32 protein-coding genes and 1 pseudogene are annotated in these 24,739 nt (G+C 42.9%); 27 read left to right on the top strand and 6 right to left on the bottom strand.

The genetic code is table 11. The annotated features are described in order from the left end of the window. Positions 1–21: 21 nt before the first annotated feature. On the bottom strand, positions 22–381 hold the full coding sequence (locus tag SU60_RS06565) for a permease (RefSeq protein WP_128740504.1): 360 nt from the start codon (positions 379–381) through the stop codon (positions 22–24). 704 nt (positions 382–1,085) lie between these two features. Between SU60_RS06565 and SU60_RS06560 the strand changes: the two genes are divergently transcribed. The 6 genes and pseudogenes from SU60_RS06560 (at position 1,086) to istB (ending at position 5,618) form a co-directional block, all read left to right on the top strand. After that, positions 1,086–1,271, top strand: a complete 186-nt coding sequence (locus SU60_RS06560) for a helix-turn-helix domain-containing protein (protein ID WP_084735645.1) — start codon at positions 1,086–1,088, stop codon at positions 1,269–1,271. A gap of 159 nt (positions 1,272–1,430) precedes the next feature. Continuing rightward, positions 1,431–1,931 (top strand): transglycosylase SLT domain-containing protein, encoded by a 501-nt coding sequence (locus SU60_RS06555; protein ID WP_234352464.1) that lies wholly within the window; start codon positions 1,431–1,433, stop codon positions 1,929–1,931. A 1-nt stretch (position 1,932) separates the two neighbouring features. Then, positions 1,933–2,538, top strand: a complete 606-nt coding sequence (locus SU60_RS06550) for a hypothetical protein (RefSeq protein ID WP_226977603.1) — start codon at positions 1,933–1,935, stop codon at positions 2,536–2,538. Positions 2,539–2,575: 37 nt separating this feature from the next. Continuing rightward, positions 2,576–3,103: a FlhC family transcriptional regulator gene (locus SU60_RS06545; RefSeq protein ID WP_342749706.1), complete on the top strand. Its 528-nt coding sequence runs from the start codon at positions 2,576–2,578 to the stop codon at positions 3,101–3,103. Between the two features lie 233 nt (positions 3,104–3,336). Next, positions 3,337–4,867 (top strand): annotated as a pseudogene (gene istA / locus SU60_RS06540) (IS21 family transposase). Positions 4,868–4,877: 10 nt separating this feature from the next. Continuing rightward, complete coding sequence (gene istB / locus SU60_RS06535; protein ID WP_023931200.1) at positions 4,878–5,618, top strand: IS21-like element ISVch3 family helper ATPase IstB; 741 nt, start codon at positions 4,878–4,880, stop codon at positions 5,616–5,618. Positions 5,619–5,772: 154 nt separating this feature from the next. On the opposite strand, the gene SU60_RS06530 is transcribed toward istB, so the two are convergent. Both SU60_RS06530 and SU60_RS06525 read right to left on the bottom strand, forming a co-directional pair. After that, positions 5,773–6,048, bottom strand: coding sequence for a hypothetical protein (locus SU60_RS06530; protein WP_041154791.1), 276 nt, complete (start codon positions 6,046–6,048; stop codon positions 5,773–5,775). 13 nt (positions 6,049–6,061) lie between these two features. Then, a complete protein-coding gene (locus tag SU60_RS06525; RefSeq protein WP_017086038.1) occupies positions 6,062–7,039 on the bottom strand; it encodes a ParM/StbA family protein in 978 nt (325 codons plus the stop codon). 471 nt (positions 7,040–7,510) lie between these two features. Here SU60_RS06525 and mobI point away from each other — a divergent pair, with 471 nt between their 5' ends. Together mobI and SU60_RS06515 are read left to right on the top strand one after the other, a co-directional pair. After that, complete coding sequence (mobI, locus tag SU60_RS06520) at positions 7,511–8,065, top strand: conjugative transfer protein MobI(A/C) (protein WP_046224254.1); 555 nt, start codon at positions 7,511–7,513, stop codon at positions 8,063–8,065. A gap of 24 nt (positions 8,066–8,089) precedes the next feature. After that, complete coding sequence (locus SU60_RS06515) at positions 8,090–8,380, top strand: hypothetical protein (RefSeq protein ID WP_041154790.1); 291 nt, start codon at positions 8,090–8,092, stop codon at positions 8,378–8,380. Between the two features lie 857 nt (positions 8,381–9,237). Here SU60_RS06515 and SU60_RS06510 read toward each other — a convergent pair. Continuing rightward, positions 9,238–9,699: a hypothetical protein gene (locus tag SU60_RS06510; protein ID WP_014386844.1), complete on the bottom strand. Its 462-nt coding sequence runs from the start codon at positions 9,697–9,699 to the stop codon at positions 9,238–9,240. 400 nt (positions 9,700–10,099) lie between these two features. Between SU60_RS06510 and SU60_RS06505 the strand changes: the two genes are divergently transcribed. The 14 genes from SU60_RS06505 to SU60_RS06445 all read left to right on the top strand — a co-directional run bounded on the left by SU60_RS06505 (position 10,100) and on the right by SU60_RS06445 (position 19,523). After that, positions 10,100–10,912, top strand: a complete 813-nt coding sequence (locus tag SU60_RS06505; RefSeq protein ID WP_224055963.1) for a hypothetical protein — start codon at positions 10,100–10,102, stop codon at positions 10,910–10,912. A gap of 54 nt (positions 10,913–10,966) precedes the next feature. Further along, complete coding sequence (locus SU60_RS06500) at positions 10,967–11,356, top strand: hypothetical protein (protein ID WP_017086033.1); 390 nt, start codon at positions 10,967–10,969, stop codon at positions 11,354–11,356. Continuing rightward, the gene (locus tag SU60_RS06495) at positions 11,346–11,750 is read left to right on the top strand and encodes a hypothetical protein (protein ID WP_014386847.1); all 405 of its coding nucleotides are present in this window, start codon (positions 11,346–11,348) and stop codon (positions 11,748–11,750) included. The genes SU60_RS06500 and SU60_RS06495 overlap by 11 nt, the downstream gene beginning before the upstream one ends. Before the next feature lie 173 nt (positions 11,751–11,923). Next, positions 11,924–12,445, top strand: coding sequence for a hypothetical protein (locus SU60_RS06490; protein WP_041154788.1), 522 nt, complete (start codon positions 11,924–11,926; stop codon positions 12,443–12,445). Positions 12,446–12,525: 80 nt separating this feature from the next. Beyond that, entirely contained in the window at positions 12,526–12,999 is a 474-nt protein-coding gene (locus SU60_RS06485) for a hypothetical protein (protein WP_014386849.1), read from the top strand. A gap of 10 nt (positions 13,000–13,009) precedes the next feature. After that, positions 13,010–13,303: a hypothetical protein gene (locus tag SU60_RS06480; RefSeq protein ID WP_014386850.1), complete on the top strand. Its 294-nt coding sequence runs from the start codon at positions 13,010–13,012 to the stop codon at positions 13,301–13,303. A gap of 5 nt (positions 13,304–13,308) precedes the next feature. After that, complete coding sequence (locus tag SU60_RS06475; RefSeq protein ID WP_041154787.1) at positions 13,309–14,439, top strand: hypothetical protein; 1,131 nt, start codon at positions 13,309–13,311, stop codon at positions 14,437–14,439. Positions 14,440–14,441: 2 nt separating this feature from the next. Further along, positions 14,442–15,404: a signal peptide peptidase SppA gene (gene sppA, locus SU60_RS06470; protein ID WP_014386852.1), complete on the top strand. Its 963-nt coding sequence runs from the start codon at positions 14,442–14,444 to the stop codon at positions 15,402–15,404. 12 nt (positions 15,405–15,416) lie between these two features. After that, the gene (locus SU60_RS06465) at positions 15,417–15,995 is read left to right on the top strand and encodes a DsbA family protein (protein WP_245228378.1); all 579 of its coding nucleotides are present in this window, start codon (positions 15,417–15,419) and stop codon (positions 15,993–15,995) included. Between the two features lie 47 nt (positions 15,996–16,042). Continuing rightward, complete coding sequence (locus SU60_RS22320) at positions 16,043–16,291, top strand: DsbA family oxidoreductase (protein ID WP_245228377.1); 249 nt, start codon at positions 16,043–16,045, stop codon at positions 16,289–16,291. Between the two features lie 18 nt (positions 16,292–16,309). Continuing rightward, positions 16,310–17,884 carry a hypothetical protein gene (locus tag SU60_RS06460; RefSeq protein WP_041154786.1) on the top strand — a complete coding sequence of 525 codons (1,575 nt, stop codon included), beginning with the start codon at positions 16,310–16,312 and terminating at the stop codon, positions 17,882–17,884. Positions 17,885–18,068: 184 nt separating this feature from the next. Then, a complete protein-coding gene (locus SU60_RS06455; protein ID WP_017086025.1) occupies positions 18,069–18,491 on the top strand; it encodes a hypothetical protein in 423 nt (140 codons plus the stop codon). A 10-nt stretch (positions 18,492–18,501) separates the two neighbouring features. Next, the gene (locus tag SU60_RS06450) at positions 18,502–19,011 is read left to right on the top strand and encodes a thermonuclease family protein (protein ID WP_041154785.1); all 510 of its coding nucleotides are present in this window, start codon (positions 18,502–18,504) and stop codon (positions 19,009–19,011) included. Next, positions 19,008–19,523, top strand: a complete 516-nt coding sequence (locus SU60_RS06445) for a hypothetical protein (protein WP_032073046.1) — start codon at positions 19,008–19,010, stop codon at positions 19,521–19,523. The genes SU60_RS06450 and SU60_RS06445 overlap by 4 nt, the downstream gene beginning before the upstream one ends. A 4-nt stretch (positions 19,524–19,527) precedes the next feature. Here the strand turns inward: SU60_RS06445 and SU60_RS06440 are convergent, their stop codons facing one another. Continuing rightward, positions 19,528–19,803 (bottom strand): hypothetical protein, encoded by a 276-nt coding sequence (locus SU60_RS06440; RefSeq protein ID WP_032073047.1) that lies wholly within the window; start codon positions 19,801–19,803, stop codon positions 19,528–19,530. Positions 19,804–20,182: 379 nt separating this feature from the next. Between SU60_RS06440 and SU60_RS06435 the strand changes: the two genes are divergently transcribed. Together SU60_RS06435 and SU60_RS06430 are read left to right on the top strand one after the other, a co-directional pair. Then, entirely contained in the window at positions 20,183–21,436 is a 1,254-nt protein-coding gene (locus SU60_RS06435) for a DNA-methyltransferase (RefSeq protein ID WP_079877060.1), read from the top strand. A gap of 25 nt (positions 21,437–21,461) precedes the next feature. Next, complete coding sequence (locus SU60_RS06430; protein ID WP_014386860.1) at positions 21,462–21,704, top strand: hypothetical protein; 243 nt, start codon at positions 21,462–21,464, stop codon at positions 21,702–21,704. A 99-nt stretch (positions 21,705–21,803) separates the two neighbouring features. Here SU60_RS06430 and SU60_RS21000 read toward each other — a convergent pair whose 3' ends face one another. Then, positions 21,804–22,178 carry a hypothetical protein gene (locus SU60_RS21000; RefSeq protein ID WP_052481502.1) on the bottom strand — a complete coding sequence of 125 codons (375 nt, stop codon included), beginning with the start codon at positions 22,176–22,178 and terminating at the stop codon, positions 21,804–21,806. A gap of 349 nt (positions 22,179–22,527) precedes the next feature. Here SU60_RS21000 and SU60_RS06420 point away from each other — a divergent pair, with 349 nt between their 5' ends. The 3 genes from SU60_RS06420 to SU60_RS06415 are packed head-to-tail and all read left to right on the top strand — an operon-like array spanning position 22,528 to position 24,718. Continuing rightward, positions 22,528–23,322, top strand: a complete 795-nt coding sequence (locus SU60_RS06420; protein WP_245228376.1) for a hypothetical protein — start codon at positions 22,528–22,530, stop codon at positions 23,320–23,322. After that, complete coding sequence (locus tag SU60_RS22315) at positions 23,283–23,636, top strand: hypothetical protein (protein WP_245228375.1); 354 nt, start codon at positions 23,283–23,285, stop codon at positions 23,634–23,636. The genes SU60_RS06420 and SU60_RS22315 overlap by 40 nt, the downstream gene beginning before the upstream one ends. After that, positions 23,633–24,718: an AAA family ATPase gene (locus SU60_RS06415; RefSeq protein ID WP_041154784.1), complete on the top strand. Its 1,086-nt coding sequence runs from the start codon at positions 23,633–23,635 to the stop codon at positions 24,716–24,718. Before SU60_RS22315 ends, SU60_RS06415 begins: the two co-directional genes overlap by 4 nt. The last annotated feature ends 21 nt before the right edge of the window (positions 24,719–24,739 follow it).

Raw genomic sequence — 24,739 nt, 5'->3', positions numbered from 1 at the left:
TTCGGGTTCCTTTCTAATTGGCTAATCGCCAATGCGATACAGATCTTCTTTCATGTCTAAGCCTAGACCTAATGTCCTACTTTTCTTTTTCGTAGAATAGCGCTTACTAATTGGTGTTTGTTGATGAACAATAACAGCCTTCACAATAGAGAATACTAAATATGCCGATATTGAAACCACTGCAATTTGCCAATTCATATAAGCTAGCGCAGCCCAAAAAACTATGGCTGCAAAATGGCTTCTATGTACCAATACGAGAAAACTCATAGCCCAATAGACTATAGGAACTGACATCAAAGCCCAGCCCCAAGCCGTATCTGCCGCCATAACAAAACCTAGCAACAAAAGAAACAAACCTAAAACATTAATCACATGCTTCATACTTACGACCTCAATGAATTTCATATATATCCAGTATATCACAGAATCAAATAATGCAACCATGACCATAGGTTTTACTACTCACTTTCACATGTGAAAGTGCCTACTTCACACTCTACACCTAAAAAAATGGTAGAAATGTGACTTTTACTCAGTAAAAATGTGATGGATACGCTAAATTTAATATAGATCCATTTGTGAAATCAGTTGATTAGGATTTTGTTAGTGGTTAAAATGCACCCTATTCGGTCAAATGTAATGGTTGCAATTGCATCTGATCCCATCTGCAAGTCAGAGTATTAATAAGAATCACCCTTAGGGTTAGTTGTGAATTTATTAGAAACCAGCGCCCGCTCGGTTCCTAAACCTTATTTAGCTTACTACACACACGTAGAGTACATTCCTTTTTGATACTCAGCCTCTTCGTACCACTCCCCCGAATGGTACGCCTATAGCCCATGACTCCAACCCAACTGGGCATAAAATTCTAGCAGGTCAAAAGCACCTGCATAAAAATTAAACTTCAAATTTCAATTCGCTTACTGCAAAAAACGCTACCACGCAAGATAAAACTATTTTTAAAGTTTTTTTCTGTTGACAGGCTCACTTTATGACCCTATAAATAAGATCATAATACGTCAAGAAATATCAACAAACGACAAGAAAGCAACTTTAAAAAGAGTTTGGTAATAGAGAGACAAAGGATGTATTTGAATAGCGAAATTCCCCAAAACGAAGAACAGAAACGCAGTTGGATAAAGTATCAGTTAAAGATACAAGGGAAATCCCTGGCATCCCTGGCAAGGGAGCACAAAACATCTCGACAAGTACTTTCTAACACTTTGTACGAACCGTCCCCGCGCTGGGAGTACGTTATCGCACAAGCGTAAAACAAAAAGCCTACTGAGATATGGCCGGAAAGATACGAAGACGGATTACCAAAAGAAAAATTGAAAGTTTAAGGGATCACCCCGAAGGACTGGCTAGGAAAATAAGGGTTTTCATATATGGAAAGGGTCAAGAAGTTTATAGCAATTACGTTGCTCGGGATGTCTAGCGTAGCAAACGCGATTGACTTAACTGGTACAGTATTCGAAAAGGCAGCAATAAAACACGGTGTAGAAGCGAAGCTTTTGTACTCTGTTGCGTTGGCTGAGTCAGCTACAGGTCGAGGTGATGGAAACATTAGCCCTTGGCCTTGGGCATTAAGGACACTCAAAGGTGGTCCTCATTACGAGACCTCTCTCGAATCAGCCAAGTTAAAACTCGATGCACTTCTCGCTCAGCACGGAAGAAATGTTGACGTAGGTATGATGCAAATCAATCTACGTTGGCACGGAGATAAAGTAAGTTCTCCAGATGAGCTCTTGGACCCTGCTAAAAACGTTGACGTCGGAGCTGGTTACTTAGCCCAGTGCATTTCGTCCGCTCCTGGAGATTTGGAGCTAGGCATCGGTCGTTACTACACCTGGTCTGATGAAGCTAGAGCAAGAAATTACGGCAGTCGAATCCTTGCCATTTATAGAAACTTGGATACAGAGGGCATTTAGGATGGACTACTCATGTTCTTACAATATGAATATTGCCTCTCTTAGTGAATCCCAGGCTGATAGAAATGTTTACGAATTTGATCTGTCTTTATGGACATTGTTGAAGCACCTAGCAGAAATCCACCCACGAGAAGTCTCGGAGCAATTTTCTCTTCCACTGGAAACAGTGGAAGCACTTGCGGATGCTACAAAGCATCAATTAGAGCTCTTATCATCAGGTGTGATCCTTTCTTTTAAGCTTTCCTCGCCAGAAAAAACCTATATCTCACACTTGGAGCAATCCTTCGATCAAATTTGTTTGACGCCTTCTTCTGACTCTGGATTTGGGGCTGCATATTGGCTGCTTATGGGAAAAGTGTCACAGCAAGACATTAATATTGCAGCGCAAACTTTCGGGGTCTCAGTCAACCTTACAAAAATCGTATCTCAAGCCTCTGATAATCAACTAAGAAACTTAGCATGTAGTCAGGATATGCCATTTTCGATCAGGTTTTCACCTGAGCTGGTGAGAGAAATTCTGGACAGTGACGAACAAAGGGTTACACACCTTATTTTAAAGAAGCATCAACAATCTATAACTACAACGGGAGGCGGCAATGAGTTGTAATTCAAACTCTTTGGCCCGATGGATATCGGCTAGGAACATGGCTTTGGCTGGATACATTACCAAGATCATCATGGTAGAAACAGGGCTTACCTACAAGCAAGTACGTAGAATGTACAAAGAGCTAGAAGATGAAGGTCTTGAAATTTGCAGGAAGAGTAGAACTGCGCGTGGAGGTGCAACTTTGATTCATAGCCATACATCAAAGATTGAAGCGTCTCTATTGATGCAGCTTTATTACAATATAGCTGGCGAAGCGGCCCTTCGTTCAATAAACATTGATGCACTCCATGTGGCTTACCAAATGTATTGCGCTATTAGAAATGAGACGCCTGGAATGAAAGGAACTCGTTGGCAGATGCTCGACATCACCGATGCGTGGTGTTTAGCCCAAGAGCTGCGTTCTGGTGAAGCTATGATAGAAACTTGTCATAGCTGCAAGTGCAACTACTTCACATCAGTTAATCAAAGAACAAGTGTGGATTGCCCTTTCTGTAAAAACCAAGCATGTAGCGGAAAAAATGAAGAAGAATCGCTCACCCATGAAAGCAACTATTCTTATGCTTGATTTTGCGTATTTCGGAGCATTCCGAACAGCCATTTCGGTATGACCCGAACACCTATTTCGGTTTAATCCGAACGCACATTCCGCGATTATCCGAACACTTTTAAGCGAACTCCGAAATCAGCGTTCGGAATAGCGAAAACCGCGTTCGGAATGCCCGAAATCCTTCCTTTTTCTCTTTTAAATCAATAGCTCGCTATTCTTTACTTCTTAAACAAGAACGTAAGGAAGCGACAATGGCTAAAAAGAGAACTCCAATGAACAAAATCAAAGAGATATTACGCCTTAAGTACGAGTGTGGGTTGTCCTACCGTAGTATTGCTAGTTGTCTCAATGTCAGTCTTGCAACAGTCTCTGAACTTGTCGCTCGTTTTAAGCAAAGTCAGATAGGCTGGCCTCTTCCAGAAGGTTACAGTGATACAGACCTTACTAAATCTCTTTATCATTCGAAGAAAGCCAGTCGAGACAAGGTCATGCCAGACTTCGCTCAGTACGCTGTCGAACTCAAGCGTAAAGGCATGACAAAGATGTTGTTGTGGCAGGAGTACCATGAGCAATATCAAGAGCAAGCTTACGCTTACACTCAGTTCTGCGAGCACTTCACTCGTTGGTTCAAAACCCAAAAGCGCAGTATGCGTCAGCTCCATGTTGCAGGTGATAAGCTGTTTATCGATTACTGTGGGCCTCGGCTTCAAGTGGTCAACCCTGATACAGGTGAAGTGCGCGAAGCAGAAGTGTTCGTGGCGACCTTAGGAGCGTCCAATTACACCTATGTGGAAGCCTTCCCGAGTCAAGGTAAGTCTTACTGGTTAGAGGCGCATGCCAATGCGCTCGAACACTTCGGTGGTGTACCACGGCTCTTGGTTCCCGATAATCTACGCAGCGCGGTCAGCAAAGCTAACCGTTATGAACCGAGGCTTAATGAAAGCTATCAAAAACTGGCAAATCATTATCAAACTGCGTGATGCCAGCTCGCCCCTACAAACCGAAAGACAAAGCCAAAGCAGAAAATGCAGTCCTCCTAGTGGAACGTTGGATCATGATGCGACTTCGCCATCAAACCTTCTATACCTTCAAAGAGCTGAACCTTGCCATCCGTGAGCTGATGAATGACTTAAACGAACGTGAGATGAAGCATTATGGTGCAAGCCGCAAAGCGCTGTTCGACAAACTTGATAAACCCGCGTTAAAGCCCCTTCCTAAGCAGCGATATCTATATACTGAAACCAAGCGAGCCAAGGTTGGGCCTGATTATCACATCGAATATCGCCGTCACTACTACTCGGTTCCCCATCAACTTGTTGGCCACCATGTCGAACTGGAAGCTCCAACCGTCTGGTGCAAATCTACCATCAAGGTAACTTGATCGCCCAGCACCCACGTAGCCAAAGGGAGCGCGGAAACAGCACTCAACCTGAGCACATGCCGAGTAATCATCAACATCAAAAGTGGTCGCCTGGACGTTTACTCAACTGGGGAGCCAATATCGGCCCCGCCACACGGGAAGTCGTCAATAAGATGCTGAACTCCAAGCCTCATCCCGAGCAGTCGTATCGCTCCTGCCTTGGGCTGCTCAATCTGAGCAAAGCGCATGGCGAATCGCGCTTAGAGCAAGCCTGTAAAGATGCACTGATGCTAACAAAACCCAATTACACCTTCGTCAACAATCTACTCAAGAACAATCGTGAGGGGCACCTGAGTAAAGATAAAGCGAATACGCCGAACCTTGTTCACAGCAATGTTCGTGGCCCGAACTGTTATCACTAGGAGAAAGGATATGAACGCACTCAATGACCAACTTAAAACCCTGCGCTTAAGTCATGCGGCGAAAGCGTTAGAGCAGCAACAAGAGCAACTGACCACCTACGCAGAGCTGGACTTCGAGGAGCGGTTAAGCTTGCTCCTGGAGAGTGAAATCTTGAACCGTAATCAGAGCAAAATCCAACGCTTGAAGCGACAAGCAAAGCTGAGAGTGGATGCCCAGCCAAGCCAACTCATCTACAAAGAGGGACGAAATCTCAATCGTAAACAGATGAGCGAACTGTTAACAGGCAGTTATCTGCACAAGCATCAGAATATCTTGATCACAGGCCCAACAGGTGCTGGCAAAACCTATCTTGGTTGCGCTCTGGCAACCAGTGCCTGCGACCAACAGCAAACCGTCAGGTACTACCGATTAACTCGCTTGCTTGATGATCTGACCGCAGGTCGTCTGGATGGTAGCTATCAAAAACAACTTCAGTCGCTGGCTAAGAAAGGCTTACTACTCCTCGACGACTGGGGGATGGAAAAACTGACTCAAGAGCATGCTGGTCACTTGTTAGAAGTGCTTGAAGACCGTTACCAAAACAGCAGCACAATCGTCATCAGCCAGTTACCAGTAAAAGAGTGGTACAACATGATCGGCAACGCCACTGTCGCTGACGCTCTAATGGATCGTCTAGTTCACAATAGTCATCGAATAGAACTGGGAGGAGAATCAATGAGAAAACTGGCGCAATCCGAACACTTAGAGTAAAAATAGGGAAAGAGAAAAAGTGCTGGTTCAGGTGTTCGGAATAAACCGAAACAAGCGTTCGCAATCACCGAAATACGCAATTTGCTCATTGATTAAAAAAGGGGTGATTTCTCACCCCTTTTCTATTGGAACAACGCTCTATTTACAATCTGCGTCATACACTTTGCAGCAATTTACCTTTCAACCCATTCCTAGCTTTGTCTAACTTATTATTTTTCTCTTCAACCTGCTCTTCAAGTGGAGGGCTAGAGTGTTGGACTGTAGTCATTGCCCCACCTCTAAGAGCATACATACCTAACATAGCTAAACATCTAAGACGGTCACAACGTTCCTTATGATGCATTTGAGATAGCTCTTGATAAAGCTCGGGAAATGCCTGCTCTGAGACTTTGAAATTACTAATTTTCCCATCCCAATCACTACTAGCCATACGTCCCCCTTAACTAGCCGCAGAACCAAAAACCACGAGCATTCGATGCCACTGCGTTGGAAGGAACCACAACCTTTGAATGAGGGAACAGTTCTTTTGCAGCTTCTTTGTAAGCCGAAGCTCCTCCACCAGCAAGCAACACAGCATCAGCAGCCATACCTTCTTCACGCATAGACTTCTTCATAGGCGTTAATGCATTTGGAGCAACCTTGGACGCAGCCTTATCGAAGTACTCACCAAGAGGAACTTTCGAACCGTGTAGAAGCAATTCTTTCTTATTCGAGCGGATAGCTTTTTCGATTTTTTCTAATCCAGGTCCCGTACCATAGTCCTCTTGTATTAGTCTATTTAGTTCCTGTAGAAGCATAGACATAGCTTTCAGAGACGTACCAGAAGATTGATAACGCACTTCCCCCTCTTCGAGAGCGACCCAATCAACACTAAAAAACCCAGGGTCAATAACAACTGTCCGACCTTCATTTATGATTTCTAACAGTTCCTCATCATCGCAAGAACTAACCACATCCATATACGCTCCGGCAGGCTGAGGCACCACTACAACTGATTTCACCAGCACCTTTCTTTTAGGTGAAATTTGATGCTCACCAGTGAGACGTTCAACAAGTGCATCTCTCTTAGACTTATCCATAAACTGATCAACAGGAAGACCAGTTACAAGAACATCAATCTCTGAACGTCCGCTCAAAAGTAAGCCAGCTAAAAATAAAGCCTTATACGATTTGGTTGAGGGATAATCACCATGTAACTCTCTTTCCCATCCCTGCAATCGATCTGGCTCTACCCCAGCGACCCATTTTTCTCCGTCTATGTCCACCAGGATACAATTAGACGCGCCTCCCATTAACTGCTGAGGCATAAGCTCTGCTGGCCCAGCGCCTACAGGCAGAACTTCAACCTTAGGCTCTTCACCCTTCTCTCCGTATGCAAGTTTTAAGTTTGAGTATCCAATATCTAGACCAAGAACAAACATGCCCCACTCCTATTAAATCAAAAAGTAATCACAAGATGGCTTTTAGATGCAATTCAGCCGATGAGAGACAATTTACATCACTACATTTACCAAGACCGCCTCCACAATTGCCCAAAAGGGGCGTTTAGATTGCTTTTCGATTAAAAAACGAAAAAAAAGCAACAATCGAAGCATTTGCTCAAGACCCTTTAATAACTTCGCTGGTGTATAGTGAAATATTTATGAGTAGAAATCCTATATCTATCTGGATAAAACTGATACATAATCACAAAGAGTGCAATATCTAGGATATTGATAGCCAATTATCCAGATAGATAGAGCGTTGACAAAATTAATTCACGATCTATCGTAAGAGAGTACTTATCTATCTGGATAAAAGAGTTAAAACCTCCAGATAGATAGGTATTTGGATAGGAATTGGTTAGGAATTTTGCTATTAGCCACGCTAAAGCCAGCTCAGGAGCCTAAGAAATGAGTACGGATAAAATCAGTAAGAAGGCAAATATAGACTGGGATCTTTTGTTAGATCCCAAAAATGAGGATGAAAGATCTGAACTGTACCTTGATGACATTGAAGCAATATCAAGAGACTTTGTTCTAGAGATACAAACCGCACTAGAGCAAGAGATGAAAGTTCTTATTGTTGAAGCAAAGAAAAGAGCAGACGTACATTGGGCATCAAACAGAATAGCCAGAGAAGAAGAGGACGAAAATAATCAATGGCGATTCGGAACGAGGGCAAGAATGAATGGAAGAAGCCTATCTGCCGAATGGTTTTTAAACCGTTTCAAGCCAGATCCAAAGGGGGGTAAATCCCAAGTGTATTCAACATACCTCAAGAAAGGGACAGGCAATCAATACGACTTGTCAGCATTCAAAAAAGCTACTGACGATGAGTTCAAGTCCATAAAAATGACCGAAGAATACTACGCAGTGCTAAGGCAACGCTCAAATGTACTAATGAAGATCCGTAGGCTTCTGAATGACTACGAAAAACTTATTGATAAGCGAAAGGTTGAACTATAAGAACAATGAACCAAGGAGACCAACATGAATTCTGTATCAGCTACTGAAATGGCAAAATTAGGCAAATGTGAAAAAATGATCAAACGATCACGAGTGAGTAAAAGGATCAACGAGAGAGTGCCTAGAAAGCTCTCTAACGCTTTTAACGGAACCAGTGATACATTGCGAGGTGAATTTGCTCACTTCTCCTATGAGAGTGCCACACAGCGCTTTATGACAGACAAACAAGTTAAATGCCGTCGTGTGCTGCAACTATGTTTAAGCGGTGCGTTCGCTATGGGATTGCTATCACTAGTAGCTTTATACGCAAGTTAAGCAAGGATAATTTGCACTCACAAGACACAGAGCAATTGGCGTTCGTACAAAACTTATCCACTTTTTCTGTGGATAAAAACATCATTTGTCACCTCACAACAAACCTTACTGATACACAGAATTTGCACGTTGTTAAGAGCCGCATTGAGACACAGCAAAGGCTTTAATGTCAGAGTCGAAATAATGACTTACAGCCTATCAGCTTGCCTCCATTAGGTGATCACCACCAAACACAACGCTGCCCTCTACAAATCACCAATCGGATACCAAACATGATTGCCAGGTAAAATTCGAACGAGAGCCTTAACAATGACGCACCAGAACATAGCGTGATAAAACGCAAATGACGCACCAGAACACACCAATCCAATTAACATACAAACCCGATCAGTTAACCGATCACACCTTATGTCTATGAATCAGTATCAAACCTACCCCAAAACCAAATTAGGGAGCTCTACCAATTAGCAACCTAAATACTCCAACAGTGCAGGTCCTAGAATAAACGAAACTACTTGCTGGTCTTGCGTTAATCCAGAAAATCAATGTGTATACTTGCCTTGCGGCCAGTTCAGAAGTCCGATTCTCAAGCATTGCGAGCTTTATTACCTTTGCAAACGTGGTATCCAGCTCACTATCGCCATACGATGAACGTCATAAAAAATCATGCAGATATGAATGTCTTGAATATACCGAAGGCTTTATGTAATGCTTGGTACTACCTAGTTGTGTTTCCTTCGGTCCATAGGAACTGCTTTGGTGAAAGCAAAGAAGATAAATAGCACTAGAGGCTAATCAATGAATTAGAACCCGGTTTGGTGATGTTTCCGAGCACCGAAATAACATCACACATCGAATCAAGACCGGATAGACAACTCAGAACCATTACTCGCCATAACCTCCACAATACCAAACAGAGCTAACGAAAGAACAAACACTCCAGCAAGCAGTAACATAAAGTACCCTATCTCTTTGACTGCGAACTTGAGAGCTGACAACAGAGAGACCTGTTTGCCGGAAATCTTTGAGTAACCCCACTGAAATGCCAGGAACGAAGCTAGGCCGCAAAACGCAACTATACCTGCAACAACCAGAGGTTGTTCTATCAAAACATCCTTATTCAGAAAGCCTTTTGAAATCGCTACTGAGAACAATCTACCAATCAAAAACCCAGCCCCCACAGCCACTCCACTGCGAATTAAGACGACCTTAAAAGACTGGGAATAACTTAGCGTTGTTCCGTTAGTACGCCGAGAAGTGTATTGCACCACCAGCGTGGATATAGCTAATCCAAAGAAAGTAATAACGACAAATTCCATACAAGGTTCTCCAAGCCAATTCTGAGCGTCCAATAAAAAGCATAGGACACTGATTTTCTTTAATCGACCGTACTGACATTTACTTTAACCAGCCGTGAATTAGTGTATTGCATCATCTTTATAAGGTCATATAATGAGCTTAAAAGGCAAACCGAAAACGGACTTGGCTTTTCAACGTGAGATATCGAAAAGCAACCCAAAGACAACATTTAGATTGAATGATGGGTATGCATAAAAATAGATTGAATGCCGTCAAGAAAAGCAAAGTGCCTTTAAGGTAGTGTTTTGATAGATAAGGTAAAGTTGCATTGTTCACTAAAGGAACACAAAAGCAACCTAAAAACAACTTAGGAGTTAGGTAATGATAAATGGAAAACTAATAGGTTTAGGCGTGTCAATAATGTCGGTAATAATGACTGGTTGTGCGTCAACCTCCCAACCAGTGTCATACGATGAATCACACAGTCGTGCATATAACATCGCGCAGGCTGGTGGATTGTACGATGTAAGTGACAAATACGTCCCAAGAGAGAATTACGAGTCTTTGCAATTTGCAGGCAGCGCTGCGACAAACTCTCTTTTGTTTACCTCCTCCTTCGGCGCGAACCTAGATTTAACATCAGGGTTAGGATTGGGGCTTGTCACCTCTCTTTTAGAGCAGCCCGACACAGCATCCAGAAACAGCGTAATTGCATGGATGCCAAAGTCCGAAGCGTCATCCACCAAAAATGCTCAAGAAAAACTTTTGTTTGAAATGAAAACGGCCATTGAGTCAACGCTAGAAGAAATGGGATTAGAGTATGAAGCAACAAATGGCAATTCCGAACGCAAAGTAGAGTTCTACTTTCACAGTGAAGAATACGGTTGCCCCATATACAAACCAGGCATGACAAATGTAGATCTCTGCTACATAGCAACCGAAGTCTTTGAACCCCGCGAAGCAAAGGCCCCTAGCTTTGTCGGAGTCGATGAAATTGATTCGTATGCTTTTGAATCAAACCACAGTGTTTACTACAACCGATTCCGAGTTACTCCCGGTAAAGGTAGCCATGTCCCAAGCGACAAAATATATTCACTTGTAAGCGGAAAACTTCCCTCTTGGGCTTATGTTTACGTAGCATCTGGGAACATACAGGTAGGTGAATCTAAAGTTAAAACGCCTTATATACTCGACAATGGCGAACCTCTATTGTTCATACACCCAGAGAACTAATTAGCTCTCCCCAAGCATTTTGCTTAGGGAGATTGCCTTTTTCAGGAGGTAGACATGCAGCAGCAGAAAGAACAAATTACACGCTCAACAATTTCATATAGAAACAAAAGAGCTAAAGAACAAATCCAGCACATACTCCAACTTGCCGAAAGGATTACCTCTGACGTCGAAAAGGAAAAACGAGAGTCCATGCATTTGTGTTTATGTTGCTATTACGCTCGTTCTCAACGAATAGGAGGAGCTGCGATAACATCAAAACCTTGTGGTGTTTGCGAAGAAACAATGCAGTTCGGCTCAACTGCTACTGATGCAGTCTGCGACAGCTGTGCAAAGGAACAGGGGTTATGTAAACAGTGCGGAGCAGACATTGAATTGGCGGAAAGAAGAAAGCCGTACCCTTTTGAGAATGAGATAAATACAAAGGAAATTTCAAATGATCAATGAGGAATGGTTTTCTGAGTTAGAAACAGTTCTGTTTGTGTTGGAGGACTGTCAGGTTGACTGTGATGGAATGACTTATCTAGTAAGCCATCTTCTGAAACAAGCCAACGTTGAACACTGTTGCATGTTCGGCTATGTAACAGAAAAGTCGTCAGGAGACGTAGTAACCCCTCATTGCTGGATTACATTGCCAGGAGACTACATCGTTGATCTCAGACTTAGAATGTGGCTTGGGGATTTCGATCATATTCCCCACGGCGTATTTAAATCAAGCTGCACACCAGATATCGTCTACGAAGGAAAAGGGCTAAGAGACTCAAATTTGGATGTAGACACCTTAGATATGATGTCTGACGGTAGACTTTCACATGTGAAAGTCCCCTCTTTGCTTCACTAGTGCTCCACCAGCTGCAATAGCCCCTTCTACACGGGGCTCTTCCCTGCCCTAAAAGTCTTTCACGCTACCCCTTCCCTCATACCGAACCTAAATGCTTAGTACTTCCTAAGTGGCTACGTGACAAATAATTAAAGGGCTATACAATGATACTGTAAAGTAATCGAGAGTATCTTATGAATATAGTCTTGTTGTTAGTTTCACTGATTGTCGCTCCATTTCTAATTGCCAAAGTAGACCTATGGCGGAAAAAGCATTTGCATGAGGTGCTCAGCTGGTGGAGTGAAGAAAACATGCCAAAAGAGTTGAGAAACGCAACTCTGTTTCTTTGTGAAGAAGATGTGGCAACAGCACTACCTGTACCTCTGCATGGAAGAGTCGATCAAGTTTTTTTATCAAAAAAGAAAGTCCTTATCCCTCTGGATACCAAGTTAAGGAAAGATAACAGGATCTTTGAATCGGATGTAATCCAGCTATCTGTATACCGAGTGATTCTTAAAAATCAATACAACTTAGAGGTATCCGATTACGGGTACGTTAGAACGGTTGTCCCACAGCCCGACGGAAAGAACAAGGTTCGTTACATCAGAACAAAGTTACTGAATGAAAAAAAAGTCGTCTCTCTCTACTACAAATATCAGGCTATTAGGCAAGGACTAATAAAGACGTCCTGTTCGTGTGAGGGATTGTTTCATTGAGTTCTCAGTTGCCCTTATTGGGCATGTTGCCGTGAGAAGCTTTTGCTGTTTATCCGTTACTCTCATGGCAAAGGAGGCTTATGCCATTAACAAGAATCAATAAAGCAATGATGTTGCTGATATCTATCGGCGGAGTAATTGCTGGTCTTGCAGGTAAACCTATCGTCGCCTGTACAGCATTAGGGGTAGTTCTTTGGCTTGCGGCCAAGAATGGAGGCTCAAACTCCATCATAGAAATCCGCAAAAAAGCAGCCAAATCAGCGTTCGACAATATGGATCTTGTCATTGATAACAAACGCTGGCTCGGGAAGGATGCAACGGTTGTTAAGGTTTCAAACATCACTGCGGCCAACGAGATAAAAGTGCCTTGGAACCTACAAATTCTTGCTAAATCGGTCAGAGGCACTTGGTTCACTGTAGATATGAGTGTGATTGGGAAAGACCAAATCCTAATCATGGCAATTAATGAGATTGATGAAAGCACAGTCAAGCGTCTGTTAGCGAATGATCACGACTTATACCGTCAATACTTCGGTGAACCAGAGTTGGCGTAAGGAGCGAAATGTGGAAAGAACTCAAACACCAGAAAAAAGTGAAGAAAACCTTAGTAACAAGCCATTGAATCAAGCTGGCTATGCTCAATGCCTGTTTATCCTTATCCAATCAGTGCTTTTCCCTGAGCTTGGCGCTGGTGGAGCAATGATCGCTGCCTTATGTGCAATGATGCCTTGGATGGTTATGTACGCTAAAAAAATGCCAGCACGAGTATTCGGTATGGTCATGGCATCTCTACTGCTAACCCCCTTCTATTCAATGCTATGCCTATTTGTCTTGAAGGTCATTGGAGTTGGAGTGTAGTGCGCATGGATCTATTGGCCCCATTCCTAATATCCGACTTGGAGAGACATGGCGCGAGTCAAGAGCTTATTCGTAATGCACAAAGCTTAAAACACTCGGCTTTCCGTTATAAACAAAAAGATATTGAAGAGCTGTCCAGAAAGCTTGGTATAGAAAGCCAGGAATTGATGGATGGGCATGTTCAATATATGACTTCAAGATTCACGAGGAAAATGAGCGGCATCATTTCATCATACCTAATGAAAGATACCGGACATTTCGCTATTCAATGTACAGAGCTTTGCCGAGAAGCAGAAGCACTTAGCCTTAAACGCAACCGCGAAGGAAAACTGGTTCCGTATAGTGCAGCAAATGCTGTGGCTGTTGATCGAATGCTTGATGTCGTCATAGCCAGGGCAACGGAGCTTAAAAATAGAATAGCGGATGAGTTCTTCAACGCAGAAACTAGCTCTGTCTTCATAGAACAAAGAGAAGCTGGCACATTTTGCCCAGAAAAAAAGACTAAAAAACGTAAAGCAAGGCGAAGAAAGAGTTCACCTATTTACGTCAAAGGAAAGCCCTACGCTAGTTTAACCGAACTGGCCCAACAAACTGGTAAAGCAGAAAGGACTCTCTATTCAAGGATTAGGGATAAAGGGCTATTAAAAGCCTACCAAACCAACACTATGACAGATGAGAACTGGAACTCAGTCTTATCTGAACCACCAGCTCCAAACAAGGGCCCAAAGGCGGCCAACAAACCTATCACCTATAAAGGTGATTCCTACCCCACGTTAAACCATCTGGCCGAAGCCGCTAACTTAACGTACTCGGCTCTCTACCAGAGACTTCGACATCGAGAATTATTGGAAAAGGCACGATGTAACGAGCTTTCAGATATGGACTGGGAAAAGGTACTCAACGCTATTCCCCCTAATCGAAAAGCCGATGTTGAAATTGTGATAAATGGCAAGGGATACCCTTCCGTTGCGGCAGTCGCTACTTATTTCGGGTTAGCGGAATCCACGTTATCAGAGAGGTTAAAACAAGCCGACAAACTTGAATTAGCGAAAGAGAACAAATTAACCGAGGAAGAATGGGAGCTGTTTCTGGTTCCACCTCACCCAGGTCGAAAACAAACCACAACTAAGGAATAAACATGAGTGAAAACAATAAACCAGAAGCATGGGAAAAAGACATGATTAAAGATCTGGTCTTTACCCTCCATAAGGAACAGGTAAAAGACAGAAGATGGCGAAGAGGGATTCAGTTGATTCGCTCCCTTGGCTTTGTCCTTATGATAGTTGCATTTCTAACCGTAGCTTCAAATCCAGGAGGACTACCTTGGCAGACATCCAAAGCTGACACTCCACATGTTGCATTCATTAATATCAAAGGAGAAATCGCTGCGGGTTCACTTGCAGATGAAGATCATCTAATACCTTCCATTCAGGCTGCTTTCAAAAATCCCCATGCAAAAGCTGTCGTTCTACGAATAAACAGTCCTGGTGGAAGCCCTGTGCAAGCAGGTCGAATATACGAAGAGATTCAAGCTCAAAAAGCAGAATACCCAGAAAAACAAGTTATCGCTGTAATTGATGATATCGGTGCATCTGGTGGCTATTACATCGCCGTGGCCGCAGACAAAATTTATGCGGACAAAGCAAGTATGGTTGGCTCTATTGGTGTCATCAGTTCTGGCTTCGGATTTACCGGGCTCATGGAAAAATTGGGTATTGAAAGACGAGCTATAACATCTGGTGAAAACAAAGCTTTGTTAGACCCATTCTCCCCTCTTTCAGAAGAGATAACTAGCTTCTGGAAGGAAGTGCTATCGAAAACCCACCAGCAGTTCATCGAGCGAGTAAAAGAGAGCCGTGGTGAACGACTCAAAGCCGATCCAAAAGTGTTCTCTGGATTGATCTGGAATGGAGAGCAAGCGCTTGAGATTGGGTTAATTGATGGTTTAGGAAGCCTACACTCTATTTCTCGCAATGTTATAGAAGAAACAAACCTCGTTGATTACTCACCAAGTGAAGACATCGTTAAGCGCTTAACACAACGCGCAAAAATGGAAGCTTCAACCCTGATTCATGAATTGGCAACTGTAAAAGTTTACTAAGAGCAAAATGTAATGTCAGAACAAACCACACCACAACAACAAAAATCATTCAGTCCAATGCAGAAAAAGCTACTGGCCGTTGGTGCTGCTATGACCCTAATTTTGGGAGCGTCTGTCGCTACAGTGGGATATCAAATTTACCAGACCAAAGAGTTGCTCATTCAAGAGCGCGATTCTCTCCAGTCGAAGATTACTCAACTAGAAAGTGACTATCGCTTTAAATCAGAAGAGCGCTTTAACAATGCAGTTCAAAAAGCACTGGAACATTTCGTTCAACAGAAACGCGAACAGGATATTCAGGCTAAATACGCAAAATACGAATCAGCTCCCGAACAAGTGCCTGACGATAAACGCATATATGGAAACCTGAACGCTCGATTCACGCTGGTGGAATTTTCTGACCTGGAGTGTCCGTTCTGCAAAAAATTCCACGACACACCAAAAGAAGTGGTGGATGCAAGTAACGGGAATATCAACTGGCAATGGAAACATCTGCCATTGAGTTTTCATAACCCAGCGGCAGAAAAAGAAGCGTTAGCAGCGGAATGTGTTGCTGAACAAAAAGGCAACCGTGGATTCTGGGTGTCTTAGACGAAGTATTTGCCAAATCACAAGGCAATGGTGGTGGAGTGCCTAATTTGGCAGAAGTTATTGAGAGTGTTGGTGCCGATGCTTCCCTAGTTCGAGAGTGTTTAGCTTCTGGCCGTTACGACCTGAAAATAGCAGCAGATGTGAAGCAAGCTACTGAAAATGGCATTTCAGGTACACCAGCGACTTTCATCGTAGATAACCAAACTGGTAAAACTCAGCTTATTCGTGGGGCACAGCCATCACAAGCTATCGCGGCCATCATTCGAAAAATGATGATTGAATCCGAAAACAACTAACAACAGAGGATGTAATTGATGTTAAGAAGAACAGCTTTAGCAGCTGCTCTACTATCAGTGTTGGCAGGATGTGGTGGTTCCAGTGGAGGCACTGGAACTACTTCCAATGGCAATGGTAGTGAAAGCAATAACCAAGACAACTCAACAGAAACAACAACGGTCGCTAAGCGAGAATGGCAAAAAGAAGTGTTACTGAGTTCTCCAACAAGAGATGCAACACTTCCTGTCATCCAGCTACAAAACGAAAATGGTTCGGCTGTTCTATACAGTGCCTGGGTCGAAGAAGCCAACAATGGCAAACCGGATGAGCTATATGCTTCTGTAGCCCCTATCGAAGACTATGCGAATGGCAATGTACCTAACAAAGTCAAGATAAGTGCCGATATTGGTGAAATACTAAGATCAGACTGGCAACCATTCATTGTCGATGAAAACCACTACAAGAGCTCTGTTCAAATGAGCCTTTCAAATCATGGTAATGCCTATATTACATGGGTACAGAGAGACAATAGTAACAACCAGAAACTGAACGTTTCCTATTACGACGCAACAACACAAGAATGGTCCCCACCATTAGAAGTTGATCATGTACTTATGACTGACGCGGCAGCTACGAATGAGGAAAGTCGAGTAAAAATCACCGACAACACTCTCTTCACTGACCCGTCAGGACAAAGCATCGTTATCTGGCAAACTCCGATTTTTGGCTTCGATACAAATGCATTGGCAATAGCCTGGTTAAGCAACGACGGCACAAAAGCCAATATCATTGCAACGACAGAACTTTCGAGAAATATAAAAACAAACAGTGACGGTGAAGTTAAAAGTGCTATCTCGATACATTCAGTAGAAACTTCTCCTGGCGTACTTGAAATCCTAAGTATCGAAAAGGGCGCTGATGATGAAAATGATGTCCTAGCCAAACATACCGTCAAACTTGGTCCCTTCAATACGCCTGTAGTGGAACGCAGCGTTATTGATGATGATGGAGTCAAGAGTGGTTTAGCATCTATCAACACTAACCTTACTAGCTATGCGCTATGGTCTGAAAGCCGAGGGTCGGGTTCTTCTGACCTAATCGGCGTAACATGGCGTAGTGACAACAATGGTTACTCTCCTATCTCAGGCATTCCCAATATAAGTGCCGATGCAGGGCAAGCTAGCTTAACCAGTACCAATGGAGATGTTCATGCTGTGTGGCGTCAACGCGACAATGTTGTTGGCAATACCATCAGAACAGAGAAGCTAATGTTTGCCACATTAGAACAATCCATAGCAAGTAACGTCACAGAGCTCAATTCAAACGGTGCTATATATCCACGTTTGTTTTCTGGAAATGACGACAAGTTATATACAACTTGGAATGGCGAGTACTTCCATATCAAAGAGGCATACATCGAATCTGGAGATATCCATTGGCAAGAAACATATCGTCCATCCTGTGACCCAACAACAGCGATTGATGACCTCTTGTGTGGTCTAGGTGTGCGGGAACGGTACAGCGCGATGGTCGATGGAGATTATGGTGCAATGTCATGGCTGAAAGATGTAAATGGCACAAAGTCAGTATTTATCTCTATCAGCACAAATTGACTTTCACATGTGAAAGCGGCCCCAGTAATTGGGGCCTTTTTGATTGGAGACTACTAAGTCCCCATCCAAAAAGGGCTTCTGGTTCAACGATGACAGTATCCGTCACAGCTATGGATCGGAATTAAATGAAAAAACAACCTAAAAACAACTTTCACATGTGAAAGTGGAATAGGTAAGGAGTGTTATGAAACCACAAATGATGATAAAAATGGCAGCAGCCTACATGATGGCATCAGCTGTAATTTGGAGTGCTGGAGTATGGTTACTAGAACTACCCTCGCCTCTTGGTACTCAAACATGGACGACGTGGTTGGGAGGTCCAATTTTAGTTCTAGTATGCGCATCTTTCATTTCGTACTTGCTTGTAACCTATCACTCAACTGGATTGCTCTTCACTAAAATTTGGATGCTGTGCAATGTCTGCTTGTCTGGGTACAGCCTATTCATGACGTTCAATGATCTAATGCTGGCTGGTGGATGTTTAGCGATTCTCTTAGGGTCTCTTTGGTTCTTGAAGGAACTGGAGCGACCAGAAATGAAAGGGGCCTATACCGCTATTTCGGCATTACACAAACAAATGTGGAATGCTCTATCAGGACAACAGTAAGGAATTAATCATGCTTAAAAAAATTCTAACTACCACCCTTCTCTACTTCGTTTTTAATGCACCAATTATGGCTGAAACCTTTTATGGGAAGGTGGTACGAGTCAGCGATGGTGACACTATAAAAGTCCTCACAGATGCCTCATGCACTGGCACCTATCAGTGTACCGATGGTAAAAAAGAACACCGTATTAGACTTGCAGAAATCGACACACCCGAGTCGAAACAACCCTGGGGAAAGAAAGCAAAACAAGCCCTTCTTTCTATAGTGGGTGGGAAAGTCGTTCGTGTAGAACAAACCGACGTTGATCGTTATGGCCGCATTGTTGGTCATATCTACGTCGATGATTTGTGGGTAAACGGACAACTGGTAAAAACGGGTAACGCATGGGTATACAGGCGGTATGCAAAAAGCACTGAACTGTTTTCTTACGAGCAAGAGGCAAAACAGAATGGTGTAGGCTTATGGGCATTGCCGGAGGCAGAAAGAATGCCACCTTGGGAATGGAGACGTAAAAAGTGAAACTATCCATTAACAACCAACTGGGTAGGGATGTAAGCACATTGGCTTTGAATGTATTTGGTATTTTTGTCTATATCAGCCTGATCCGGATATACCTCCACCAGCTGACGCTTCCAGAGCCACTACTTTTTGCTCTTATGTTCTCCCTTGTATTCAATATCTACTATGAGTTTAAAGCGGGGATATCCCGCTTAACCCATGTAAGAATACTGTGTACCATCATTATCTTTTGTGTTGCGGCATTCCTTGCCCAAGAGATTAGAGGTGTCTATCTAACAACTATGACCGAACTTACAAACTACGAGAACGCAGAAGAACTCATAGGGCAAGAGTACTTAAAAGCTGCTCAAAATAGAGTTGTTGGTTACGGTGGGTGTTTTGCAGTTGGTTTGGTAACGGCGAGAATGTTGCTCTACAAAATCTTAGTTAACGTGGCAAGTAGAGTTTTGGTATTGCCTAACTATCGCGGTAACGTTTGTCCAATGTGCCAGCAACCGACACAAATCCACTAAATCCTCAGCCGACTTTCACATGTGAAAGTCGGTACTTCATCATATCACCTGACGATAGAAGCCCTTTCTCCACAAAGCATTTCATCAAAGACATACTCAAAAAAAATCGCTCTCGCTCACTAAGGTTCAAAATGTTGGCGTTATGCATTTCACGATATGCAATTACCGTCATCATACTTGCTTCAAGCGGTTCTGCTTGGCCTATTACTGCTTTAATGTCTGGCAGGCTATCTAGATCCACGCCAGGCACAGCTTCGTGCAGTGTATTTAATTTAAACACTAATATTTACCCAATAAATAAGTTGCTTTCAAAGGTTCACGATAAGTAATAGTTAATATAGTAGATCTTATCAATGAACATAAAATTTTCTGTCAGAACATCGCAAGGATCTCATTATAGATAAAGAAGATCCAACTCGCACTTTCACATGTGAAAGTCTGTGGCATAAGTTGGCAGGAATCTCATATTTTACAAAACGTTACCCTAGCTAAGTCGCCATAAACTCAACAATGAATCACTTTAAAGAGCTCCCATTATCCAATTAGTTCAATTCCATCGAAGAGATATACCGACATCTCTACAGGATTTAGATATTGCCATTTTATTTAAAGAGCTATAAAATGATTCTATGAATTATTAATATTGGTCTGGAGCATAAATGAAACCAAACATGCAGGGGCAGCTGGAGCTTTTCCATGTGGAAGAAGCTTATGCACAAGCTGATGGTCCAATGACCAATGCAGAGCTATATGCGAAGGTAGCGAGTATAGCCGGGCTATCAGAGGCTGAAATCAATAGTAAAGCCGAAATCGGCAAAGCCAAGGCACAACACAGCCCTATCAAAAGAAAAATCCGTTGGTTTCAGCAAACATTAAAGTCCATGAATATCATCCAAAAAGTGGACGGTGAGCGTGGTGTATGGAAGCTGGCAAACAAAAATAAAAAAGGGCTTCATGAAGCAATGGGCGAAGTAAAGCTTGTCGCATATTCAACAAATCTAGGCATCGCTATTTGGGGAAATAGCAAAAAGGTATTCACAGAGCTTGGAGAACCAATCCACCTTTGTGTGACATCCCCTCCGTATCCTTTAAAAATCGAGCGCGGGTATGGGAATGTTAGTGAACAGGCATGGGTGGACTTTATCACCGAGTCTTTGGAACCAATTGTAGAAAACTTGGTGCCAGGGGGTTCTGTGGTACTCAACGTGAGTAACGACATTTTTGAAAGTAAACGCCCTTCGCGTTCAACTTACCTTGAACGTATGGTCTTAGCTCTAAATGATCGATTAGGGCTTTCATTAATGGACCGTTGGCCCTGGATAAACACATCCAAGCCACCAGCTCCAACCCAATGGGCTTGCGTTAACCGTATGCAGCTTTGTTCCGCGTGGGAACCTGTTTACTGGTTTACGAACGATCCAGACCGAGTTCGCTCTGATAACCGAAGAGTTTTGGTAGAGCACACTGAGCAACATAAGAAATTACTCGAACAAGGGGGCGATAGTCGTATCGCTACTTACGGTGATGGTGCTTACCGATTAAGAGGGAATGCCTTTTCCAATAAAACGCAAGGCAAGATCCCTAAAAACATAATCCAACGAGGTCATCGCTGTGCTGATACATCAGCTGTAAGGAAGATAGCCAAGGAATTGGGTTTACCACCACACCCTGCAATGTTTCCTACAGACATTCCATCATTCGCTATTGAGTTCCTAACCAATGAAGATGAGCTGGTGGTTGATCTCTTTTCTGGTAGCAATAAAACCGGACTGGCAGCGGAGAGAGCGGGGCGACGTTGGGTTGCATGTGACTTAATTTTAGAGTACGTGCGAACACAAGCTGAGTTGTTTAGCTCGTTTGCTGGCTTTTGGATGAATCCTGCTTTGGCCTGTGTCGGTCGAAGTGTTAAATAAACTCGTGATTACTGGAGAGTACATTATGAACAAACCTTCAAACACACCAAGCACACTGGTTGTATCCATGCTTTGTATTTTAGTCCTAGCTCTGGAGTTTGCTGCTGTAACCCATTTTACTGGTTCTACTTCACCTTTAGATTGGGATCGCATCACGCTTATCTCCGTTGCTTATTTAGCCGCAAGCACCATCTTAGGTGCCACATTTTGCTTGGTTAAAAGCAAGTTGCGTTTCAATACTCTGCAACATCAAAAAAATCTGGGATAGCAAGAATGCCAGAGCAATGTGATAAAGCAGGACTAAGCCGTTGGTGCAATAACCAGGATGTTCGACAGGTTCAGCTATTGGGTAGATTGCTAGTACCTTTCAACCGATACTAGCAATTTCATGACGAAGATATGGAAAGGGGCGAGATAAGCTAATTGTTTTTTTCTTGTTTGTATTAACAACGCCGCTTGGAGCCTCTAATTTCACATCCCCGCTCACTACAAGAAAGACAGCTGTAAAGGCAAAAAAAGCCAAAAGAGCAACTACGGCAACCTGCCATGAAAAGTAAGCTACGCCAGACCAAAAGACTACCGCTACTACTGCATTTTTATGAACAAGCCTAAGCAGAGGCATCAACCAGAAAACAACCGCTACGCTGACGACAGCTAAACCCCATTGATTACCGTTTGTTTCAATCATAGCAACGCCAAGAAGAATCACTGCTAAAGCAACTATGTTAAGTACGTGTCTCATTTTTCTTCTCCTTAATTGACTCTGGAAAGCTATCTCGCATCACCGTCAAGCCCTCATTCAATTCAACTTACACTTCCATAATATCATGGAATTAAAAAATGCAACCGTGACCCAGAAACACGCTTAGCCCACTTTCACATGTGAAAGTCTTATGTAGCAATGCCTAAGAGCGTGATCTGGCTTTTCCTAAAATTAAGGTATGGTCGAACATTTCCTAAAATTAAGCTATAACGTGAAATGTAAAGCGTTCTATTGTCCTTTTTTAAGGTATAAATCACATCTATTTGGCTTGTTTTCCTCTTTTTAAGGTATGTGGTATGCTTCAAAAAAATATTACGGTATTAAAAAAATGAGTAGTAACACAGACAATTTAGAAGGGTATTTCCCTGCTGAGATAGTCAACGAGGCATTTGGCAGCAGGCCATCGACTACTACGTTAATGGATTGCATCTTTTTGCCAGGTAGAATTCCGCGAGACTTAATTACAAGGATCAGTGGTAACAAGGCTGAACTTGAGCAACAGCTACTGGCACAAAGGCCTCTTCTATCCACCAGCTTGTCAAAGCCATACTGGAAGAAGGGGACTAATAAACGTGAATTCGATGCCGTTAGAATCGACGTATACAGTGCTGTCTGCTTGGCCGATGACAGACATCTACTGGAAGGGATCGTTAGTGTAGGGGGGATGTACGTAGACCTATCTGGCTTAACGCTTCGCCAGGCTATTGAGCTCGCGCAGATTAATGTCGAACTGGATAAGTTGTCACACCAATACCACAACCTTCTCGATACAAAAATGTTTAGTGGGGTATACGACTACTTCCTTTGTGATTTCACAACACTATTTGAGTTCTTGAACCTGAAAAATCAAAAGGCCAACAAGAACACGGTAATGACAAGACTTCAAAGGCTATCGCAAATGCTACTGGTCTTGGATTACGAGAAGGATGGTGAAACGCTACCTCACTACCACACTCGAATGAAGCTGGTGGACAGTAACTACATTCCTTTACTAGTACTGGATGGGATTAAAAATAAAGGATCTATCAGGCTGATACGATCACTCATTTTATGGTCGGGGTCCATAAGACGTTCACGGCGTCTTTGCGACAAGAAGGAGCGATCAGTCGAAAACGGTTTTTAAAAGTCTACCCGCAACTGACCGGAAAACACGCTGTTACCGACTTCTGCAAGTATATTGATGCCCATAAACGTGAATACGTACATGGTAAGTATCTTAGCCAGCTTATTAAAGATTACTATGCCAACAAGGTAAGAGTGTCTAAACAACACCTAAGTCGCCATATCAATAACACTATGGCCGAAGTCATTTTAAAAAAGGATGTACTGTTGCGGGATTTTCGATTGCTACTCCAAGAGAAAGTACGTGACGATGGTAAGCAAGATATTATGCTGTTGTACCTGGGCGATGAAGAGAAAGAAGAGGTAACGATATGACAACAGTGCTCTACGATGAGGATGTGATCGCTCTAAGTGAAGAAGATATAGATGAAAATTTAGCGAGTTCGAACAAAGAACAAATTTTGAAAGGTTTGTTTCGAGGTAGTGTCGGTTTTCTGATCGCGCCACCTGATTCTGGTAAAAGTTATTTGTCCTTATCAATAGCATATGAGTTGGCTTTGCCAGAGTACCCATTAATTGGTGTAGGGGATGGTGAAAACAAAGTACTTAGAACCTTGATATGGCCGATTGAAGATTCATTGCCAGGGACACTTCCGCGCATAAAAGCACATTTGGCTGAGTTCTCCACCAGCATCAAAGAGCGATTGAAATCGAGCATTGGGATATACAAGCATTCCGATCCAATTTGTAGTTCAGGCTCATCTAAACACACTAAAGAGTGGGAAGATGCATCCAGAGCACTGGAGAAACTTATTGCCACAGCAAAAGAGTACGATTTAGTAATCATAGATACATTGCGCGATGCTATTGGTTCGGCTGATGTTGTAGTCGATGACTATTACATCAGAATTGTTTTGGAAAGGATTGCCAATGAAGCAGATGTTGCTGTTCTTGTGGTTCACCATCCGACAAAAGATGTGAGCAGAGGGAAGGACATCATAAACAGTGTTTCTGGCTCTGGTTTATCATCCACACTCTCAAAGTCAAAGCTTCATCTGTATTTAGATCAGTTGATAGACAAGAAAGATGGAACGGTACAAGAGACTCGTTTGCGTCATATCAAAGCTAACTATGTGCCTTTTGACCAGCAGTGGAGAAAACCGATAAGGCTGCACTGGAGTAACAATTCACTATTGCACGTTGATCAAGAAGTCGTTATCCAACTTAGAAATGATCAATTAGACGGTGATAGTGAGAATGAGAAAAAGCCAGGAGCAGATAAACCAGTTAAAAGACGGTTATCGCGTCTTTCAGAAGAGCCAGGATTGATACACAGAGATGACTCCCTTCTATCTGAGGAATCGAAGCGCTTGGCCCAACAAACCAGTCATGGCCCATTTGGTGGTGGCATGGCATCAGAGCTCTCCGAACTTCGTACTGGTAAGCCCTCCAAGTAATCCAATTCCTTAAATTAAGCT

This window comes from Vibrio mytili (assembly GCF_000830505.1).
Taxonomy (GTDB): Bacteria; Pseudomonadota; Gammaproteobacteria; order Enterobacterales; family Vibrionaceae; genus Vibrio; species Vibrio mytili.
Note: the sequence above shows the minus strand (reverse complement) of the source record. Positions and strands in the feature narration are given on the sequence as shown.

Excerpts from the sequence above, each read along its gene's own strand:
- SU60_RS06565 (WP_128740504.1), bottom strand. The coding sequence starts at position 381 with ATGAAGCATGTGATTAATGTTTTAGGTTTGTTTCTTTTGTTGCTAGGT.
- SU60_RS06560 (WP_084735645.1), top strand. The coding sequence starts at position 1,086 with ATGTATTTGAATAGCGAAATTCCCCAAAACGAAGAACAGAAACGCAGT.
- SU60_RS06555 (WP_234352464.1), top strand. The coding sequence starts at position 1,431 with ATGTCTAGCGTAGCAAACGCGATTGACTTAACTGGTACAGTATTCGAA.
- SU60_RS06550 (WP_226977603.1), top strand. The coding sequence starts at position 1,933 with ATGGACTACTCATGTTCTTACAATATGAATATTGCCTCTCTTAGTGAA.
- SU60_RS06545 (WP_342749706.1), top strand. The coding sequence starts at position 2,576 with ATGGCTTTGGCTGGATACATTACCAAGATCATCATGGTAGAAACAGGG.
- istB (WP_023931200.1), top strand. The coding sequence starts at position 4,878 with ATGAACGCACTCAATGACCAACTTAAAACCCTGCGCTTAAGTCATGCG.
- SU60_RS06530 (WP_041154791.1), bottom strand. The coding sequence starts at position 6,048 with ATGGCTAGTAGTGATTGGGATGGGAAAATTAGTAATTTCAAAGTCTCA.
- SU60_RS06525 (WP_017086038.1), bottom strand. The coding sequence starts at position 7,039 with ATGTTTGTTCTTGGTCTAGATATTGGATACTCAAACTTAAAACTTGCA.
- mobI (WP_046224254.1), top strand. The coding sequence starts at position 7,511 with ATGAGTACGGATAAAATCAGTAAGAAGGCAAATATAGACTGGGATCTT.
- SU60_RS06515 (WP_041154790.1), top strand. The coding sequence starts at position 8,090 with ATGAATTCTGTATCAGCTACTGAAATGGCAAAATTAGGCAAATGTGAA.
- SU60_RS06510 (WP_014386844.1), bottom strand. The coding sequence starts at position 9,699 with ATGGAATTTGTCGTTATTACTTTCTTTGGATTAGCTATATCCACGCTG.
- SU60_RS06505 (WP_224055963.1), top strand. The coding sequence starts at position 10,100 with ATGTCGGTAATAATGACTGGTTGTGCGTCAACCTCCCAACCAGTGTCA.
- SU60_RS06500 (WP_017086033.1), top strand. The coding sequence starts at position 10,967 with ATGCAGCAGCAGAAAGAACAAATTACACGCTCAACAATTTCATATAGA.
- SU60_RS06495 (WP_014386847.1), top strand. The coding sequence starts at position 11,346 with ATGATCAATGAGGAATGGTTTTCTGAGTTAGAAACAGTTCTGTTTGTG.
- SU60_RS06490 (WP_041154788.1), top strand. The coding sequence starts at position 11,924 with ATGAATATAGTCTTGTTGTTAGTTTCACTGATTGTCGCTCCATTTCTA.
- SU60_RS06485 (WP_014386849.1), top strand. The coding sequence starts at position 12,526 with ATGCCATTAACAAGAATCAATAAAGCAATGATGTTGCTGATATCTATC.
- SU60_RS06475 (WP_041154787.1), top strand. The coding sequence starts at position 13,309 with ATGGATCTATTGGCCCCATTCCTAATATCCGACTTGGAGAGACATGGC.
- sppA (WP_014386852.1), top strand. The coding sequence starts at position 14,442 with ATGAGTGAAAACAATAAACCAGAAGCATGGGAAAAAGACATGATTAAA.
- SU60_RS06465 (WP_245228378.1), top strand. The coding sequence starts at position 15,417 with ATGTCAGAACAAACCACACCACAACAACAAAAATCATTCAGTCCAATG.
- SU60_RS06460 (WP_041154786.1), top strand. The coding sequence starts at position 16,310 with ATGTTAAGAAGAACAGCTTTAGCAGCTGCTCTACTATCAGTGTTGGCA.
- SU60_RS06455 (WP_017086025.1), top strand. The coding sequence starts at position 18,069 with ATGAAACCACAAATGATGATAAAAATGGCAGCAGCCTACATGATGGCA.
- SU60_RS06450 (WP_041154785.1), top strand. The coding sequence starts at position 18,502 with ATGCTTAAAAAAATTCTAACTACCACCCTTCTCTACTTCGTTTTTAAT.
- SU60_RS06435 (WP_079877060.1), top strand. The coding sequence starts at position 20,183 with ATGAAACCAAACATGCAGGGGCAGCTGGAGCTTTTCCATGTGGAAGAA.
- SU60_RS06430 (WP_014386860.1), top strand. The coding sequence starts at position 21,462 with ATGAACAAACCTTCAAACACACCAAGCACACTGGTTGTATCCATGCTT.
- SU60_RS21000 (WP_052481502.1), bottom strand. The coding sequence starts at position 22,178 with ATGAGACACGTACTTAACATAGTTGCTTTAGCAGTGATTCTTCTTGGC.
- SU60_RS06420 (WP_245228376.1), top strand. The coding sequence starts at position 22,528 with ATGAGTAGTAACACAGACAATTTAGAAGGGTATTTCCCTGCTGAGATA.
- SU60_RS06415 (WP_041154784.1), top strand. The coding sequence starts at position 23,633 with ATGACAACAGTGCTCTACGATGAGGATGTGATCGCTCTAAGTGAAGAA.